The 14,668-nt window shown below is 71.3% G+C and carries 10 protein-coding genes; all 10 read right to left on the reverse strand.

What is annotated here, in order from left to right; all coding sequences use genetic code 11:
* Nucleotides 1-449: 449 nt before the first annotated feature.
* On the reverse strand, nucleotides 450-743 hold the full coding sequence (locus HUV06_RS04315; protein ID WP_174300044.1) for an RNA-binding S4 domain-containing protein: 294 nt from the start codon (nucleotides 741-743) through the stop codon (nucleotides 450-452).
* A complete protein-coding gene (locus HUV06_RS04320) occupies nucleotides 740-3,328 on the reverse strand; it encodes a helicase-related protein (RefSeq protein ID WP_174300045.1) in 2,589 nt (862 codons plus the stop codon). Before HUV06_RS04320 ends, HUV06_RS04315 begins: the two co-directional genes overlap by 4 nt.
* 175 nt (nucleotides 3,329-3,503) lie before the next feature.
* Nucleotides 3,504-4,136: a glutathione S-transferase family protein gene (locus tag HUV06_RS04325; RefSeq protein ID WP_174300046.1), complete on the reverse strand. Its 633-nt coding sequence runs from the start codon at nucleotides 4,134-4,136 to the stop codon at nucleotides 3,504-3,506.
* 40 nt (nucleotides 4,137-4,176) lie between these two features.
* Nucleotides 4,177-4,749, reverse strand: coding sequence for a YbhB/YbcL family Raf kinase inhibitor-like protein (locus tag HUV06_RS04330; RefSeq protein WP_174300047.1), 573 nt, complete (start codon nucleotides 4,747-4,749; stop codon nucleotides 4,177-4,179).
* 60 nt (nucleotides 4,750-4,809) lie between these two features.
* Nucleotides 4,810-5,475: a DNA-3-methyladenine glycosylase gene (locus HUV06_RS04335; RefSeq protein ID WP_217433631.1), complete on the reverse strand. Its 666-nt coding sequence runs from the start codon at nucleotides 5,473-5,475 to the stop codon at nucleotides 4,810-4,812.
* Entirely contained in the window at nucleotides 5,391-5,807 is a 417-nt protein-coding gene (locus HUV06_RS04340) for a hypothetical protein (RefSeq protein WP_174300043.1), read from the reverse strand. The genes HUV06_RS04335 and HUV06_RS04340 overlap by 85 nt, the downstream gene beginning before the upstream one ends.
* Before the next feature lie 64 nt (nucleotides 5,808-5,871).
* Nucleotides 5,872-6,903: a tryptophan--tRNA ligase gene (gene trpS, locus HUV06_RS04345; protein ID WP_174300048.1), complete on the reverse strand. Its 1,032-nt coding sequence runs from the start codon at nucleotides 6,901-6,903 to the stop codon at nucleotides 5,872-5,874.
* Nucleotides 6,904-7,129: 226 nt separating this feature from the next.
* A complete protein-coding gene (gene murJ, locus HUV06_RS04350) occupies nucleotides 7,130-8,836 on the reverse strand; it encodes a murein biosynthesis integral membrane protein MurJ (protein ID WP_256430017.1) in 1,707 nt (568 codons plus the stop codon).
* 224 nt (nucleotides 8,837-9,060) lie between these two features.
* Nucleotides 9,061-11,883 (reverse strand): [protein-PII] uridylyltransferase, encoded by a 2,823-nt coding sequence (locus HUV06_RS04355; protein WP_174300049.1) that lies wholly within the window; start codon nucleotides 11,881-11,883, stop codon nucleotides 9,061-9,063.
* A 37-nt stretch (nucleotides 11,884-11,920) separates the two neighbouring features.
* Nucleotides 11,921-14,605 (reverse strand): DNA mismatch repair protein MutS, encoded by a 2,685-nt coding sequence (gene mutS / locus HUV06_RS04360; protein ID WP_174300050.1) that lies wholly within the window; start codon nucleotides 14,603-14,605, stop codon nucleotides 11,921-11,923.
* Nucleotides 14,606-14,668 lie beyond the last annotated feature (63 nt).

Consider the following 14,668-nt stretch of genomic DNA (forward strand, 5'->3'; position numbering starts at 1 on the left):
TTGATCTGGTCGGTTAAACCAAATCGCCAGAACGCCGCCGCCTGCGTGTCCCTTTCCACTTCACAATGTCAAAGACCAGGCCAGCCTTGCGGCTAGCGGCTACCGTTTGCGCCCGGCGGCCTCGGCGTATGAGCAGCTTTTAGGGCCACCCGGCGAAGAGGTCAACAACAAAGTTGCCCGGCCTCTTTGATATTCTCAAATCTCTTTGAGAACTCACAAGCAGATAAACTCCGCCTGTAAGCTCCTAATCCCGCAACATCCTGAGAGATGCTTGGGAAGGAGACCTCCCTACCCTTAGGGCATAGGCGACAGATTCGAGACGAACTCGCGCGCCGTTGCGTTGGGGGCTGGGTCGCCGGACCTTCATCGCGGCGAGAGGCGGCATTTATGGAAGCGGGCCCCGGCTGTCAACCCCGACGGCGCGATGTCCGGACGCCGTCCGGCCGGGCTTAGGCCTCGTCGAGCGCGACGTATAGAGTGCGCGCTTCCACGGCGGGTCCTCGGCGGGAGCCGGGATCGGCGACGCTGATCGCCACGACCCGGCCGCCCAGGGCGAAGACCAGGCCGTCCCCCACCCGCACGGCGCGGCTCGGCTTGTCGATGCGAGCCTCCGCGCCGTCGCGGTGCAGGCGCACCCGTCCCTCCTCAATGAAGCGCGAGGCGAGGCTGCGCGTCTTGAAGAACCTGGCGCGCCACAGCCACACGTCGAGGCGGCAAGGCTCGCTCGTGACCGCCTCGGTCATGGCTTGGCGGCGGTGCGCCTGGTGCGGGGGCGGCGGCGCTTGACTCGTTCAGCCTGGGGCTGCAGGGCGGCCAGAACGGCGAAGGGGTGGGCGCCAGGCGCCGGCGCACTCGGGGCGACCCCCGCCCGAACCGCATCGACGGTTGCGGCTGAACCTGCAGGCCTTGGCTGCCTGTATCTCCAGAGGTCGGGCTCGCCCGCCTTGGCTTGGCGAGCGCGAGCGTAGCCTAGGGCCTTCAAGAGCCGAGCGGCCGGGGCGGGCTCAAGGCCGATGGACGCGATGTCGGCGGCGGGGAGCAACACCCCGCCGGCTTCTCGCTCCGCGCGGCGGATAAGGTCAGACAAGGCTTCCAGCATCGCGACGGGCACGGCCAGCTCGCCCACCGGCGCGAGGCCTCGCCATCCGAGCACTTCGGCGGCAGTCTCGGGCGACGGAAGCTGGCTCGGCAGATGAGGCGGGGGGCGCCAGCCGGGCGCCTCGACTGTCGCAAAGGCCTGGAGCAGGGGCGCGGCGGTTTCGGTCAGGACGCCCGGGAGGAAAAGGCTGAAGGCGCCCAGCCTGACGCCCAGGCTGCGGAGCGCGCGGCGCTCGCCCTGGCTGAGGGCCGCGATGTCGGCGGCCACCTCGCGCCGGACGAGCACGCCGCCCGCCTCCATCATGCGGTAGGCGACGCCGCGGGCGAGGCCGTGCAGGCTCCCTTGCGCAATCGCATTCTCCAGGGCCTTCAGGGGGGCGAGGCGGCGGCTGGCCTCTCCGGCCACAAAGGCCTCCAGGCGGCGGCGGGCGCGTTCGCGGGCGGGCTCCGCGCCCATCTCGCCGTAGAGGGTGCACTTGGGGGCGAAGGGGCGGCCGCCGCTTAGCCGGCCTGCGGGCTCGCCGCTCCAGCTGAGGGCGCCGTCGGGGGAAAGGCTGAAGGCTTCGTCGGCGGCGGCGGCGAGGGCGCCCAGGCGGCGCGTGACCTCCGGGGCCACGGCGCGCTGGGCGGTGGCGCGGAGCGTCTTGTCCTCGAGCGCGCTGGAGCCTTGCGCGAGATCGAAGCGCAGGCCGCGCAGGCGGCCGACATAGTGGCCCTCCACCGTCACGGTCCCGTCGGCGCCGACGCCGGCCAGCACGTCCTCACGCAGGTTCAGGCCGCGCATCAGCGCGGAGGTGCGGCGGTCGATGAACCGCGCCACCAGCTTCTCGTGCAGGGTGTCCGAGAGGCGGTCCTCCAGCTGGCGGCATCTGGCCTGCCAGTGGCCGGGGTCGCGCAGCCAGTCGGGGCGGGCGGCGGCGTAGGCCAGGGTGCGCACCCCGGCCAGGCGTTGGGCCAGGACGTCCATCTCGCCCTCCACGTGGTCGAGGCTTGAGAACTGGCCGGCGATCCAATCCTCCGGCAGGCGGGCGTTGCGGGAGGTCAGGTGGTCGAAGACGGTGCGGCAGAGGCGCACGTGTTCGTCGAGCGTGGTCTTGCGGAAGTCCGGGGTCTGGCAGACCTCCCAGAGCTTGCGCAGTTTGCCACGGTCCGGGCCGATGCGACGTTCCAGGTCGGGGTCAAGCGCCAGCTGGCGCAGGGTGGTCTCGTCCAGGCTCTCCTCGGCGAGCTTCAGGCCGTCGCAGGTGGGCGGGGCGGCGAGCGAGCGGAGCAGGCCCTTTAGGGAGGCGAACTCCAGGTCGGCGCTGCGCCATTCCGCGGCCGCCACGGGCTCGTAGAGGTGCTCTTCCACCGAGGTGACGAGGTCCTCGTCGATCTCGTCGGCCTCGCCGGTGACGCCGAAGGTGCCGTCGGTGCGGTAGCGCCCCGCACGCCCGGCGATCTGGCCGACCTCCTGGGGGTAGAGCCAGCGGGTGCGCTTGCCGTCGAACTTGCGCAGGCCGGCGAAGGCCACATGGTCCACGTCCATGTTCAGGCCCATGCCGATGGCGTCGGTGGCGACCAGGAAGTCGACCTCGCCGGACTGGTAGAGGGCCACCTGGGCGTTGCGGGTGCGGGGCGACAGGCTGCCCATTACGACCGCCGCACCACCGCGCTGGCGGCGTATTAGCTCCGCGATTGCGTAGACGTTCTCGGTGGAGAAGGCGACGACCGCCGAGCGGCGGGGCAGGCGAGTGAGCTTCTTCGAGCCGGCGTAGGTGAGCTGCGAGAAGCGCTCGCGGGTCTGGAACTCCACGCCCGGCAGCAGGCGGCGGATGAGCGGGGCCATGGTGGCGGAGCCCAGGAACATGGTCTCCGAAGTGCCGCGAGCATTCAGCAGGCGGTGGGTGAAGACGTGGCCGCGGGCGGGATCGGCGCAGAGCTGGATCTCGTCCACGCAGAGGAACTCCACTTGGCGGGTGAGGGGCATGGCCTCCACCGTGCAGACGAAGTAGGTGGCGCGAGGGGGGACGATCTTCTCTTCGCCGGTGATCAGAGCGACCGAGCGGGCGCCGCGCTGCTTGACGATGCGGTCGTAGATCTCGCGCGCCAGCAGGCGCAGCGGCAGGCCGATCATGCCCGAGGCGTGGGCGAGCATGCGCTCCACCGTGAGGTGGGTCTTGCCGGTGTTCGTGGGTCCCAGCACCGCCACCAGCCGTGACGGCGCAGCGCCCGTGGGGCGGTCGGCCATGCCCGTTAGATCGGACGCGCGGATGCGTCAGGCAAGCGCAAAGCGCGTAAACGCAGATGGTTAATGCCGGAGAACGCGGCCGCAACGAATCGGGATCGAATCGCTGACCTGCCCGTCTTCCGGGTTCGTTCACCGCTAGGGCTTGGGCGTCGCCGGCCAGTGGACACAAGCGCGTTCACACCTCCGGAACGCGCATGCCGCGCTGGACCGCCGGGCGCGCCGCGATCTCGGACATCCAGCGCTCGATGTGCGGGGTGGGTCCGAGCGCGTCCGGCGAGGCGTCGCGGAAGCCGTGCAGGACGGCGGCCGTCCAGGTGTAGGTGGAGATGTCGGCGATGGAATAGTCGTGGGCCAGGTAGGTGGTTTGGGACAGCCGCCCCTCCAGCACGCCGAACAGGCGCGCCGCCTCGGTGGTGAAGCGCTCGATGGCGGCCGGCGTCTTCTCCTCCGCGCGTTTGGCGAAGTAGTTCCACTGGCCGAGCATGGGGGCGTAGCCGCTGATCGACCAGGCCAGCCATTCCTGCACCTCGATCCGCCGCGGGCCGTGGGCGGGCAGGAGCTGGCCGGTCTTTTCGGCCAGGTAGGTGAGGATGGCGGAGGTCTCGAACACCGTCTGGCGGCGGTCCACGCCCTCCTCGTCCACGATGGCGGGGATCTTGTTGTTTGGGCTGATGGCCAGAAAGTCGGGAGAAAACTGCTCGTTCTTGCCGACGTTGATCGGTATCGCGGTGTAGGAGAGGCTCACTTCCTCCAGCATTGTAGACACTTTTCGGCCGTTTGGCGTGGTCCAGGTGTAGAGCGTGATCATGCGGGGAGGCTCTCAGGTCGGAGGGAGTCGGGAGGCGGGCTCAGGGTCGCTCATAGGTCCCGACCAGCAGGCCCCTGGCGATGACATGGCCCTTCATCGCGTGCCCGACCTGGGTGCGGATCGGCGAACCGTGCAGCTCCAGCGCCTTGTCCAAGGCGAAGACCTGGAAGCAGTAGCGATGCGGCCCGTGGCCGGGCGGCGGGTCCGGCGGCAGGTATTGGGCGCTCAGGAAGCTGTTGCGGCCGAGCGAGATGGCCTCGCCGCCCGAGCCCGGGCTCTTCAGCGCGCCTTCCGCCAGCTCCTCATCGTGGCCCTGCAGCGCCCAGGCCAGGGTGTGGACCAGCGGCGCGGGCGCAGGCGCGTCCGGGTCCTCGATCACCAGCACCACGCCCTTAGCCTCCGCCGGCACGCCGCTCCAGGCGAGCGGAGGGGAGAGCTTGTCGCCGTCGGCGGTGAAGCGGGCGGGGATGGCGGCGCCGTCCGAGAAGGCGGGACTGGTGACGGCGAGGCTCTCCGGCGCGCCGGCGGCCGCCTCCTGGTGGTAGAGGATGGCCTCCAGGCCAGGACCGGCGCCCAGGGCCGCGCCCACGCCGTGGGGGAGTTTCTCAAGCATGGCGGTCTCCGCACGCTGACGCTGACGTCCGGCAACGCGGCCTTGGCGGACGGGGTTGCCTCAGGCGCGCGGGAAGGGTCGGCTGAGAAAAGGCGATCCGCTCGCGCCGAACCGCCAGGGCTGGGCCTGGGCGCGGCTGATGCCGATGCGCTCACCCGCCTGTATCAACCACGGCCGCTCCGCGGGCGCGAGGCGGAAAGGCGGCGCGTCCAGCGGGGCGCCGTCGAGGGCGCGGGTCACCGCCAGCGCCTGGCCGAGCTTGCCCGGGCCGGAGCAGAGCTGGCGGACGGGCTCCACGCCACGCCGCGCGCGCATCCGGTCCAGGCCGTCCTGCGGCTCCAGCGCCCGGATGAGCACCGCACCCCCCGGCTCGGTTCCGCACACCAGGTTGAGACACCAATGGAGGCCGTAGGACCGGTAGACATAGGCGTGGCCGGGCGCGCCGAACATCGACGCAATGCGGGGGTTAAGGCCGGCATGGCTGTGGGAGGCGGGGTCCTCGTGGTGGTAGGCCTCGGTCTCTACGATCGCCCCGCCGACGCCGTCGATCCAAAGCCGCACGCCGATCAGGTCACGGGCCACCGTCAGCACGTCGCGGGCGAAGAAGCCGGGCGGGAGCCCCGGCTCGGCCGCGGCGCCGCTCAGACCAGCCAGCTCCGCGGCGCGCCGTAGGGGCGGTCGTCCAGGGCCGCCATAAGGCCGAGCACGCAGCGCACGCCGTACCAGATCGCGGCGACCACGAAGATCAGCTTGGCGAGGATCAGCAGCGGGATGCCGATGAGGATGATCGACAGCGGGATACCCACGATCAACAGGGCGCAGCCTATGGCGAGCCAGATCAGGCCCTTCCAGAAGGTGTGGGCCAGGAAGACGTAGTGGCTCAGCGCCAGCTCGCTCGCCTCCCGCCGCAGCACATAGGCCATGACCAGGCCGATCAGCGTCGTGACGCCCCCGGTGACGAAGCCGCCCAGGAAGAGGGCGTAGGTGACCACGACCATGGTCTTGTCGGAGGACTGGGCGGCCATCAGGCCGGCGGGGCGGTAGAGGGGATCGGTCATCGTTCCACACCTTGTCTGAGGGAAAGATGGGCCAGGCCCGAGCGGGCCGCCATAGCGGCCAAGGTTAAGTTTGCGACATCTTTGCGGCGGCGCCCCAGAACCCGACCTTCGCCTTGACCTCGGCCAGTATTGGCTCCGCGACAGCGGCCGCGCGCTCAGCCCCGTCGCTGAGCACCCGGTCGATCTCGGCCGGGTCGGACAGGTAGCGGCGCATGGCTTCGCCCACCGGCGTCATGGCCGCGACCACAACCTCGGCCAGGGCCGGCTTGAAGGCGCCGAAGCCCTGGCCGGCGAAGCGCACCAGCGCTTCAGCCTTGGTCTCGCCGGAAAGCGCGGCGTAGATGCCGACCAGGTTGTTCGCCTCGGGCCGGCCGGTGAGTGCATCGGGATCGTCGGGCAGCGGCTCGGCGTCGGTCTTTGCGCGCCTGATCTTGCCCGCGATCTCGTCGGCGGTGTCGGTGAGGTTGATGCGGCTCTGGTCCGAGGGGTCGGACTTGCTCATCTTGGCCGAGCCGTCGCGCAGCGACATGACCCGGGCGCCCGGCCCCTGGATCAGCGGCTCGGGCAGGGGGAAGAAGTCCGGGGCCTCGAAGTCGGTGTTGAACTTCTGCGCGATGTCGCGGCTGAGCTCCAGGTGCTGCTTCTGGTCCTCACCGACGGGGACGTGGGTGGCGCGGTAGGCCAGGATGTCGGCGGCCTGGAGCACGGGATAGGTGTAGAGGCCGACCGAACTCCGCTCCTTGTGCTTGCCGGACTTCTCCTTGAACTGGGTCATGCGGTCGAGCCAGCCCAGCCGCGCCACGCAGTTGAACACCCAGGCCAGCTCGGCATGGGTCCGCACCGCCGACTGCGGAAACAGGGTGGCGCGGGCGGGGTCGAGCCCTGCGGCCAGATAGGCGGCGGCGATCTCGCGGGTCTGGTCGGCCAGGCGCGCGGGCTCCTGCCACACCGTGATTGCGTGCAGGTCGGCCACGAACAGGAAGCAGTCGTGGGTGGCCTGCAGGTCCACGAACTTTTTGAGGGCGCCGAGATAGTTGCCGAGGTGCAGCGCGCCGGAGGGCTGGACGCCGGAGAGCACGCGGGGGGTGTGGGTCATGGTTGTCCACCCTGCCTTTGGAAGGAATCATTGCTCAGGGCAGGGGCGGCGACCCTTATCCTCCCCTGCGCAGCGGGGGAGGGGGACCGCGCGAAGCGGGGTGGAGGGGGCTCCCCGGGCGCCGCGGCATCCGCCGTGGCGGCTAACGAGACTCCCTCACCAGGCTTCGCCTGGTCCCCTCCCCCCGCTTCGCAGGAGGAGATAAGATACCGATGTGCAAGCGACGTCACCTCGTCACCCTCTTAGGCGAGCGGCGGAAGGCGCCGCGCACCTCCGCGGGCGTCAGCGCCCGGAACGCGAACAGCAGGGCGAGGTAGGCGCACGCGCCCGCCAGCACCACCAGCACAACCGCCGCCTCCTTGCGGAACAACAGGTGCTGGTAGTGGGGCCGCAGCCACGACAGCGCGCCCATCAGCAGGCCCATCACCACGCTGGCGGCGATCAGCTTGCGGATGCGCACGATCACCTCCAAGTCCGGCACGTAGTCGCCGCTGCGCTGCAGGGTCGCCGCCATCAGGATGACGTTGAGCCAGGCGGCGAGTGCGGTGGCCGCGGCGATGCCTGCGAAGCCGATCAACAGGTAGAGCAGCAGGCCCGCGGCCACGTTCACCACCACTGCGGCGATGGCGTAGCGCATGGGCGTCTTGGTGTCGCCGCGGGCGAAGAAGGCGCGCGTGAACAGTTGGTTCAGCACGAAGGCCGGCGTGCCGAGGCCATAGTAGAACAGCGCGTGTGCCGTCTGCAGCGCGTCGAAGGTCTTGAACTCGCCGCGGGTGAACAGCCCGTCGATGAGGAAGAAGGGCATGGCCACCAACGCCGCCGCCGCCGGCAGGGTCAGGGCGAGCGAGAAGCCGACGGCCTCGTCCATGGCCTGGTCGGCGCCCTGCTGGTCATGCGCCTGCACGGCCTGGGAGAGCCGCGGCAGCAGCGCCACCCCCATGGCCACGCCCACCAGGCCGAGCGGCAGCTGGTACAGCCGGTCGGCCACCGCCAGCCAGGAGCGGGCGCCGTTCACCTGGCTGGCCAGGATGCCGGAGATGAAGATGTTGATCTGGGTGGCGCTGGCGGCCGCGGCGCCCGGGATCGCCTTGCCGATCAGGGCCTTGATCTCCGGCGTCAGGCGCGGGAGCGTCCAGTGCACCGCCGCGCCGGACTTCCTCACGCCCCAGGTCAGCAGCGCCACCTGGGCGACCCCGGCGCCCAGCACGCCCCAGGACGCGGCGATCGCGGCGGCGCGGGCGTTGTGGGTCGGCAGCACGGCGATCAGCATGCCGACGTTCAGGAGCGTCGGCGCCAGGGCGTAGATGACGAACCTGCCCCGTGCGGTCAGCACGCCGGACAGGTGGGCGTAGATGGCCATGCAGGGCAGGTACGGCATGGCGATCTGGGTCAGCAGCACGGCCAGCTTGAACTTGGCCGGGTCCTTCGCGAAGCCCGGCGCGATGACGTACATCAGCCAGGGCATCGCAAGTTGCGCGACGACCGTCAGGGCGATGGTGGCCGCGGCGAGGACCGCCATGGCGTCGCCGGCGAGCCGGTCGGCCGCCTCCTCCCCGTCCCGCGCCAGGGCCTTGGAGTAGGCCGGCACGAAGGCGGCGGCGAAGGCGCCCTCGGCGAAGATACGGCGGAACAGGTTGGGGAAGGCGAGCGCGGTGTTGTAGGCGTCGGCCGCATAGCCGTGGCTGGCGCCCATGGTGTAGCTCACCGCCACGTCGCGGGCGAAGCCCATGACCCGGCTCACCAGCGTCAGGCTCGACACCACCAGGGACGAACGGATCAGCGAAGAGCCCTGGGCCGCAGGCGGCGCGGGACCCGGCGGGCGCGTGTCGGCGCGGACGGCCGGCCGGGCGATCGCCTCCGACAGCGGATCGTCGGCCGCCGGCGCGTCCAGACCCGGGACGTCCGGCAGGGGGAGCGGCTTGGGTCCAGTCACCCCGGGGGGCTAGCGGGGCGGGCGGGCCTGGTCAAGGAATGGGGTCGATCCCTCGGCCAGCCGAGTGAACCCCTCCCCCTCGATGGGGCAGAGGCAGGGGTGGGGGTGCTCGCACCGCGGCCGAACGAAGAGGTGCGGGAGGCGTCTGCCGCGCTCTTCCTTGAGCGTGGCGCACTCACCCCCATCCCCGACCCTTCCCCCATCGAGGGGGAAGGGAGAGAGCCTCACCCCGCCCGCGCGGCGGCCTTGGCACGGACGCGTTCCACCGCCGGTTCGATCTCCAGCAGCACGGCCGTGAGAGCGGCCTTCAACGCGGAGAGGGCGTGGGGGTCCGACAGCTTCAGCCCGTCGGCGGTGATCAGGTAGAAGGCGTCCACCGCCCGTTCGCCGAAGCTCTCCACGTGGGCCGACTGCACCGAGAGGCCGGCGGAGGCGAAGGTGCGGGCGAGCGCCTGCAGCAGGCCCGGCCGGTCGCGGCCGGAGACCTCGACCACCGTGGCCATGTCCGAGGCGTCGTTGTCCACCACCACCCGCGGCGCCACGGCGAAGGCGGCCGCGCGACCGAGTGGCGCGGCCTCCGGAGCCGGCTCGGCACCCTCGCCTCGCCCGGCCCGCTCCAACGCCGAGAGCAGGCGGTCGAGGCCGCGGGCGTCGCCCTCGCCATAGGGGCCGCCCAGGCTGTCCTGAACGCTGAAGACGTCCAGGGCGCCGCCGGAGGCGGAGGTGTAGACCCGCGCGCCCACGATGTTGGCGCCGAGCCCCGCCATCGCTCCCGCCAGGTCGGCGAACAGGCCGCGCCGGTCGCGGGCGGCCACCGTGATCTCGACGGCGTTCCAGTCGGCCATGAGGCGGGCGGAGGCCGCGGCCCCGTCCCGCTCGGCCCGCTCCACCAGGGCGAAGTGCTGGGCCTGCGCCCTGGCCGGGAAGGGGACGAAGTAGGCGTCCTCCATGCTACCGGCCCAGCGGCGGACCGCCTCGGCCGCCTCCGGATGGGCGGCGGCCAGGCGCTTGCGGGCGCTGGCGGCGAGCACCTGCTGCACGTCGTCCACCGACTCGAAGCCGAGGTCCGAGGGCCGGCCGCCCCGGAACACCGCCTCGGTCGCCATGTAGAGCTGGCGCAGGAGCTGGCCCTTCCAGCCGTTCCACACGCCCGGACCTACCGCGCGGATGTCGGCGGCGGTGAGGATGGCCAGGGCGCGCAGCCGCTCGGGCTCCGCCACGGTGCGGGCGAAGGCCGAGATGGTGCGCGGATCGCCGAGGTCGCGCTTCTGGGCCGTTTCCGACATCAGCAGGTGGTGCTCGACCAGCCAAGCCACCGTGTCCACCCGCTCAGGGTTCAAGCCCAGCCGCTCGCAGGCGATGCGGGCGTTGCGGGCGCCGGCCAGGGACTGCCCTCCGGGCGCCCCGCCCTTGCCGGTATCGTGCAGCAGCACGGCCAGGAACAGCGCCTCGCGATCGGCCACCAGGGGCAGCACGCTGACGGCCAGGGGATGGTCCTTCGCCAGCCGGCCGGCGGCGAGTTCGGCGATCACGTCGACGCCCCGGAGCGTGTGCTCGTCGGTGGTGTAGGCGTGGTACATGTTGAACTGCATCTGGCCGACGATGCGGCCGAACTCCGGCAGGAAGCGGCCGAGCACGCCCGCCTCGTTCATCAGGGTGAGGGTGCGGAAGGTCTCCTGGCCGAAGGCCAGCACGTCCAGGAAGGCGCGAGCGGCGGCGGGATCGCGGCGCAGCTTGGCGCCGATCAGGTTCAGCGACCGGGTGACGGTGGCGAAGGCGTCGGGGTGCAGGTCGAGGTTGTTGGCGTCCGCCACCTTGAAGATGCGGATCAGGCGCACCGGATCGGCGGCGAAGGCCTGTTCGCCCCGCACATTCAGCCGTCCCGCCTCCTCGTAGAAGGCGTCCTCCAGCTCCCGCTGCCTGGGCGCCCGGCGGGGGAGCAGGCGCGCCAGGCCTTGCGGCTGCTTGGCGTGCTCGGCCTCCAGCTTGGCGCAGAAGATGCGGGTCAGCACGCCGACCTCGCGCGCGATCAGAAAGTAGCGGCGCATGAAGCGCTCCACCGAGGCGGTTTCGCCAAGCGCACCCGTGGCGTCCGCGTAGCCCATCAGCCGAGCGACCTCCGGCTGCAGGTCGAAGGTCAGCCGCTCTTCGGGCCTTCGGGTGATGAAGTGCATGTAGCAACGGGTAGCCCAGAGGAAGTCGAAGGCGCGGACGAAGGCCTTGACCTCGCGGCGGGTGAACTCCTGCAGCCGCACCAGCTCGGACGGTTGGTCGACCGGGTGCAGGTACTGGGCGATCCAGAACAGGGTGTTGAGATCGCGCAGTCCGCCCTTGCCCTCCTTGACGTCGGGCTCGACCATGTAGCGCGAGGCGCCGGCCTTAGAATGGCGGGCGTCGCGCTCGGCAAGCTTGGCGGCCACGAACTCCGCTCCGGAGCCGTCCACCACCTCGCGGCGGAAGCGGCGCTTCAGTGCATCCGCCAAGCCCTGATCCCCCGCCACCCAGCGCGCCTCCAGCAGCGACGTGCGGATGGTGAAGTCCTCCCGGGCGAAGCGCAGGCACTCGTCCACCGTGCGCGAGGCGTGACCGACTTTGAAGCCGACATCCCACAACGTGTAGAGCATCACCTGGATGGCCGGCTCCACGCCCGCATCGCTCCTGGAGCCCTTCAGGAACAGAAGGTCAATGTCGGAGCAGGGGGCCATGGTCCCGCGCCCGTAGCCGCCCACCGCCACCACCGAGAGCGACTGGGCCAAGGGCGCCTCGCCTGGCGACAGGCAGGCGACAGCGAAGCGGTGCAGTGCGACCACGATCTCGTCCACCAGCTGAGCTAGGAGGCGGGCGGTCTCGATCCCGCCCGCCCCCGCGTCCAAACGGGCGCGGACGTCAGCCCGACCGCGGTCCAGCGTGGCCCTGAGCAGGCGCACAACCTCCGCTCGCCGCACGCCCGGATCGGCGCACTCCCGGCCGATCTCATCCAAGGCCGCGCAAAGCGCTTCGCCGTCGATCGGCGGAGGGGTCGAAAAGGTGCGCAGGCCGGTCGGCATCGGCTGAAGTTAGTGCACCTGCCCTATGCGGCAACGGCTAAGATGGCGCGGTCAGGCCCTTCAACCGGTAAAGCGCCTCCAGAGCCTCGCGGGGCGTGAGGGCGTCCGGGTCGATCGCAGCCAGCCCGGCCTCAAGCCGCGATGGCTCCACCGCCTCGGGCGGCCTCGCGGCGGCGAACAGCGGGAGGTCGTCCAGGCGCGCCGGCGAGCTGGGATCGCGTTCGAGCCTGGCGAGCACCTGGCGAGCGCGGGCGACCACGGGGGCGGGCACGCCAGCGAGCTTGGCGACCTGGACGCCGTAGGACCTGTCGGCGGGGCCTTCCACCGCCTCGTGCAGAAAGACCAGCTCGCCCCGCCATTCCCTGGCGCGCATGGAGAGGTTGCAGCAGGCCGACAACCTCTGCTCCAGCTTCGCCAACTCATGGTAGTGGGTGGCGAACAGGGCGCGGCAGCGATTGGCGTCGTGCAGGGCCTCGGCGCAGGCCCAGGCGATGGCCAGGCCGTCATAGGTGGCGGTGCCGCGGCCGATCTCGTCCAGCACGACCAGCGACCGCGGCGTGGCCTGGGTCAGGATGGCGGCGGTCTCCACCATTTCGGTCATGAAGGTGGAGCGGCCCCGGGCGAGGTCGTCGCCGGCGCCCACCCGGCTGAACAGGCGATCCACCACGCCGAGCCGCAGCCGTCTCGCCGGCACATAGGAGCCAGCCTGGGCCAGGACGGCGAGGAGCGCGTTCTGGCGCAGGAAGGTCGATTTGCCGGCCATGTTCGGGCCCGTGACGATGGCCAGGCGCGGGCAGCCGACTCCGCCGCCGTCCAGCCGGCAGTCGTTGGGGGTGTAGGGCTGGCCGGCGCGACGCACGGCGGCTTCCACCACCGGGTGACGGGCCCCTTCGGCTTCGAAGGCGGTGGAGTCATCAATTTGCGGGCGCGTGGCCTCTACGTCCATCGCCCATTCCGCCAGCGCCGAGCCGACATCCAGGCCCGACAGGGCGTCGGCGGCATCGGCGAGCTGGCCCGCGAGATCGCAGGCCTGGCGGCGCAGGGCCTCGAAGCTCTCCTGCTCCATGGCCAGCGCCCGGTCGCCGGCCTGGGAGATCCGGGCGTCGAGCTCGGCCAGCTCGCCGGTCGTGAAGCGGACCTGGTTGGCGGTGGTCTGGCGGTGGATGAACAAGGTGCTGAGCGGCGGCTGCATCAGGGCGTCCGCCTGTTTCGCCGTGCAGTCCACGAAGTAGCCGAGCACGGCGTTGTGGCGGATGCGGAGCGCCACGCCGCTGTCCTTCTGCAGCCGGCTCTCCAGTGCCGCGATGACCCGGCGGCTATCGTCCCGCAGTGAGCGGGTTTGATCGAGTTCCGGCCGGTAGCCGGCGGCGATGAAACCGCCGTCGCGGGCGGACAGGGGCAGCTCCAGTTCGAGGGCGGTGCGTAGCGTCCTGAACAGCTGCTCCAACGCGGGTTGGGTCGAAAGGCTTAGGGCGGCCAGCGCTTCGCTGATCCCGACCGGGGGGACGTCGAGGGGGCCGTGAAGGGTGGCGAACAGGGCGCAGATGTCCTCGCCCGCCGCCAAGCCAGCGCGTACGGCGCCCAAGTCACGCGGGCCGCCGCGGCCGAGCGCCAGACGAGAGAGGGACCGCGCCATGTCAGCGGAGCTTTTCAGCACCTCTCGCAATCGGGCGCGAAGTCCGGGGCGCTCCACAAAATGCTGCACCGCATCAAGGCGGACATTGATGCGGGCGACATCCAGCAGAGGTCGGGCCAGGCGGTCGGCCAGCTTGCGGGCGCCGGCGGCGGTGAGGGTGCGGTCCACGGCCGAGAGCAGGCTACCCTCCCGCGCGCCGCCCTGGGTGCGCTCCAGCTCCAGCGAAACGCGTGTCGCGGGGTCGATGGACATGACGTCTGCGGCCGCGCCGCGGCGGGGGGCGCGCAAGGCGGGGAGCCTGCCTGCCTGGGTGGTCTCCAGGTGGGCGGCGATGAGGCCAAGCGCGCCGACCTCCAGCAGGGTCAGCGCGCCGAAGCCGTCGAGCGTGTCGACGCCGTAGAGCCGCTTCACCCGCGCCTCGGCCCCCGCGGGGTCAGCCAGGGCTGCGGCCATCGGCTGGACGGCGCCGCCGGAAGACTTCAGGGCCTCGGCCGAGGCCTCGTCGGCGAACAGGCGCTCCACCGCCAGCACTTCAGACGGGCGGAGCGCGGCCAGGCTGGGGCCGAGCGCCGCCTTGTCCATGATAAGGCATTCCACCTCGCCGGTGGAGAGCTCGACGCTGGCGAGCGCCGCCTGGGCGCCCTTCACCGCGACAGCCGCCAGCCGGTTGGCGCCGCGGGCGTCGAGCAGCGTGTCCTCGGTCAGGGTGCCGGGGGTCAGCACCCGGACCAGCTCGCGCCGGACCACCGCCTTGTACCCGCCGCGCTTTTTGGCCTCGGCGGGGTCCTCCATCTGCTCGCAGACGGCGACCTTGAAGCCCTGGCGGATCAGCTTGGCGAGGTAGGGCTCCATGGCGTGGACGGGCACGCCCGCCATGGGAATGTCCTGGCCGGCGTGCTTGCCGCGGTGGGTTAGGGCGATGCCGAGCGCCTGCGCGGCGGTCTTGGCGTCCTCGAAGAACAGCTCGTAGAAGTCGCCCATGCGGAAGAAGAGCAGGGCGTCCGGCTGCGCCGCCTTGGCGGCCAGGAACTGCGCCATCACCGGCGTGGTGTCGGCGGCGGGCGCGAAGGCGGAAGGCGCGGTCATGCCCGCGCAAGGCTAGAGGGAGTTGGTGAGGGGTTGAACCCTCTTGTGCGCGGCGGCGACCGC

It is taken from the genome of Caulobacter sp. S45 (assembly GCF_903642205.1).
GTDB lineage: Bacteria > Pseudomonadota > Alphaproteobacteria > Caulobacterales > Caulobacteraceae > CAHJWH01.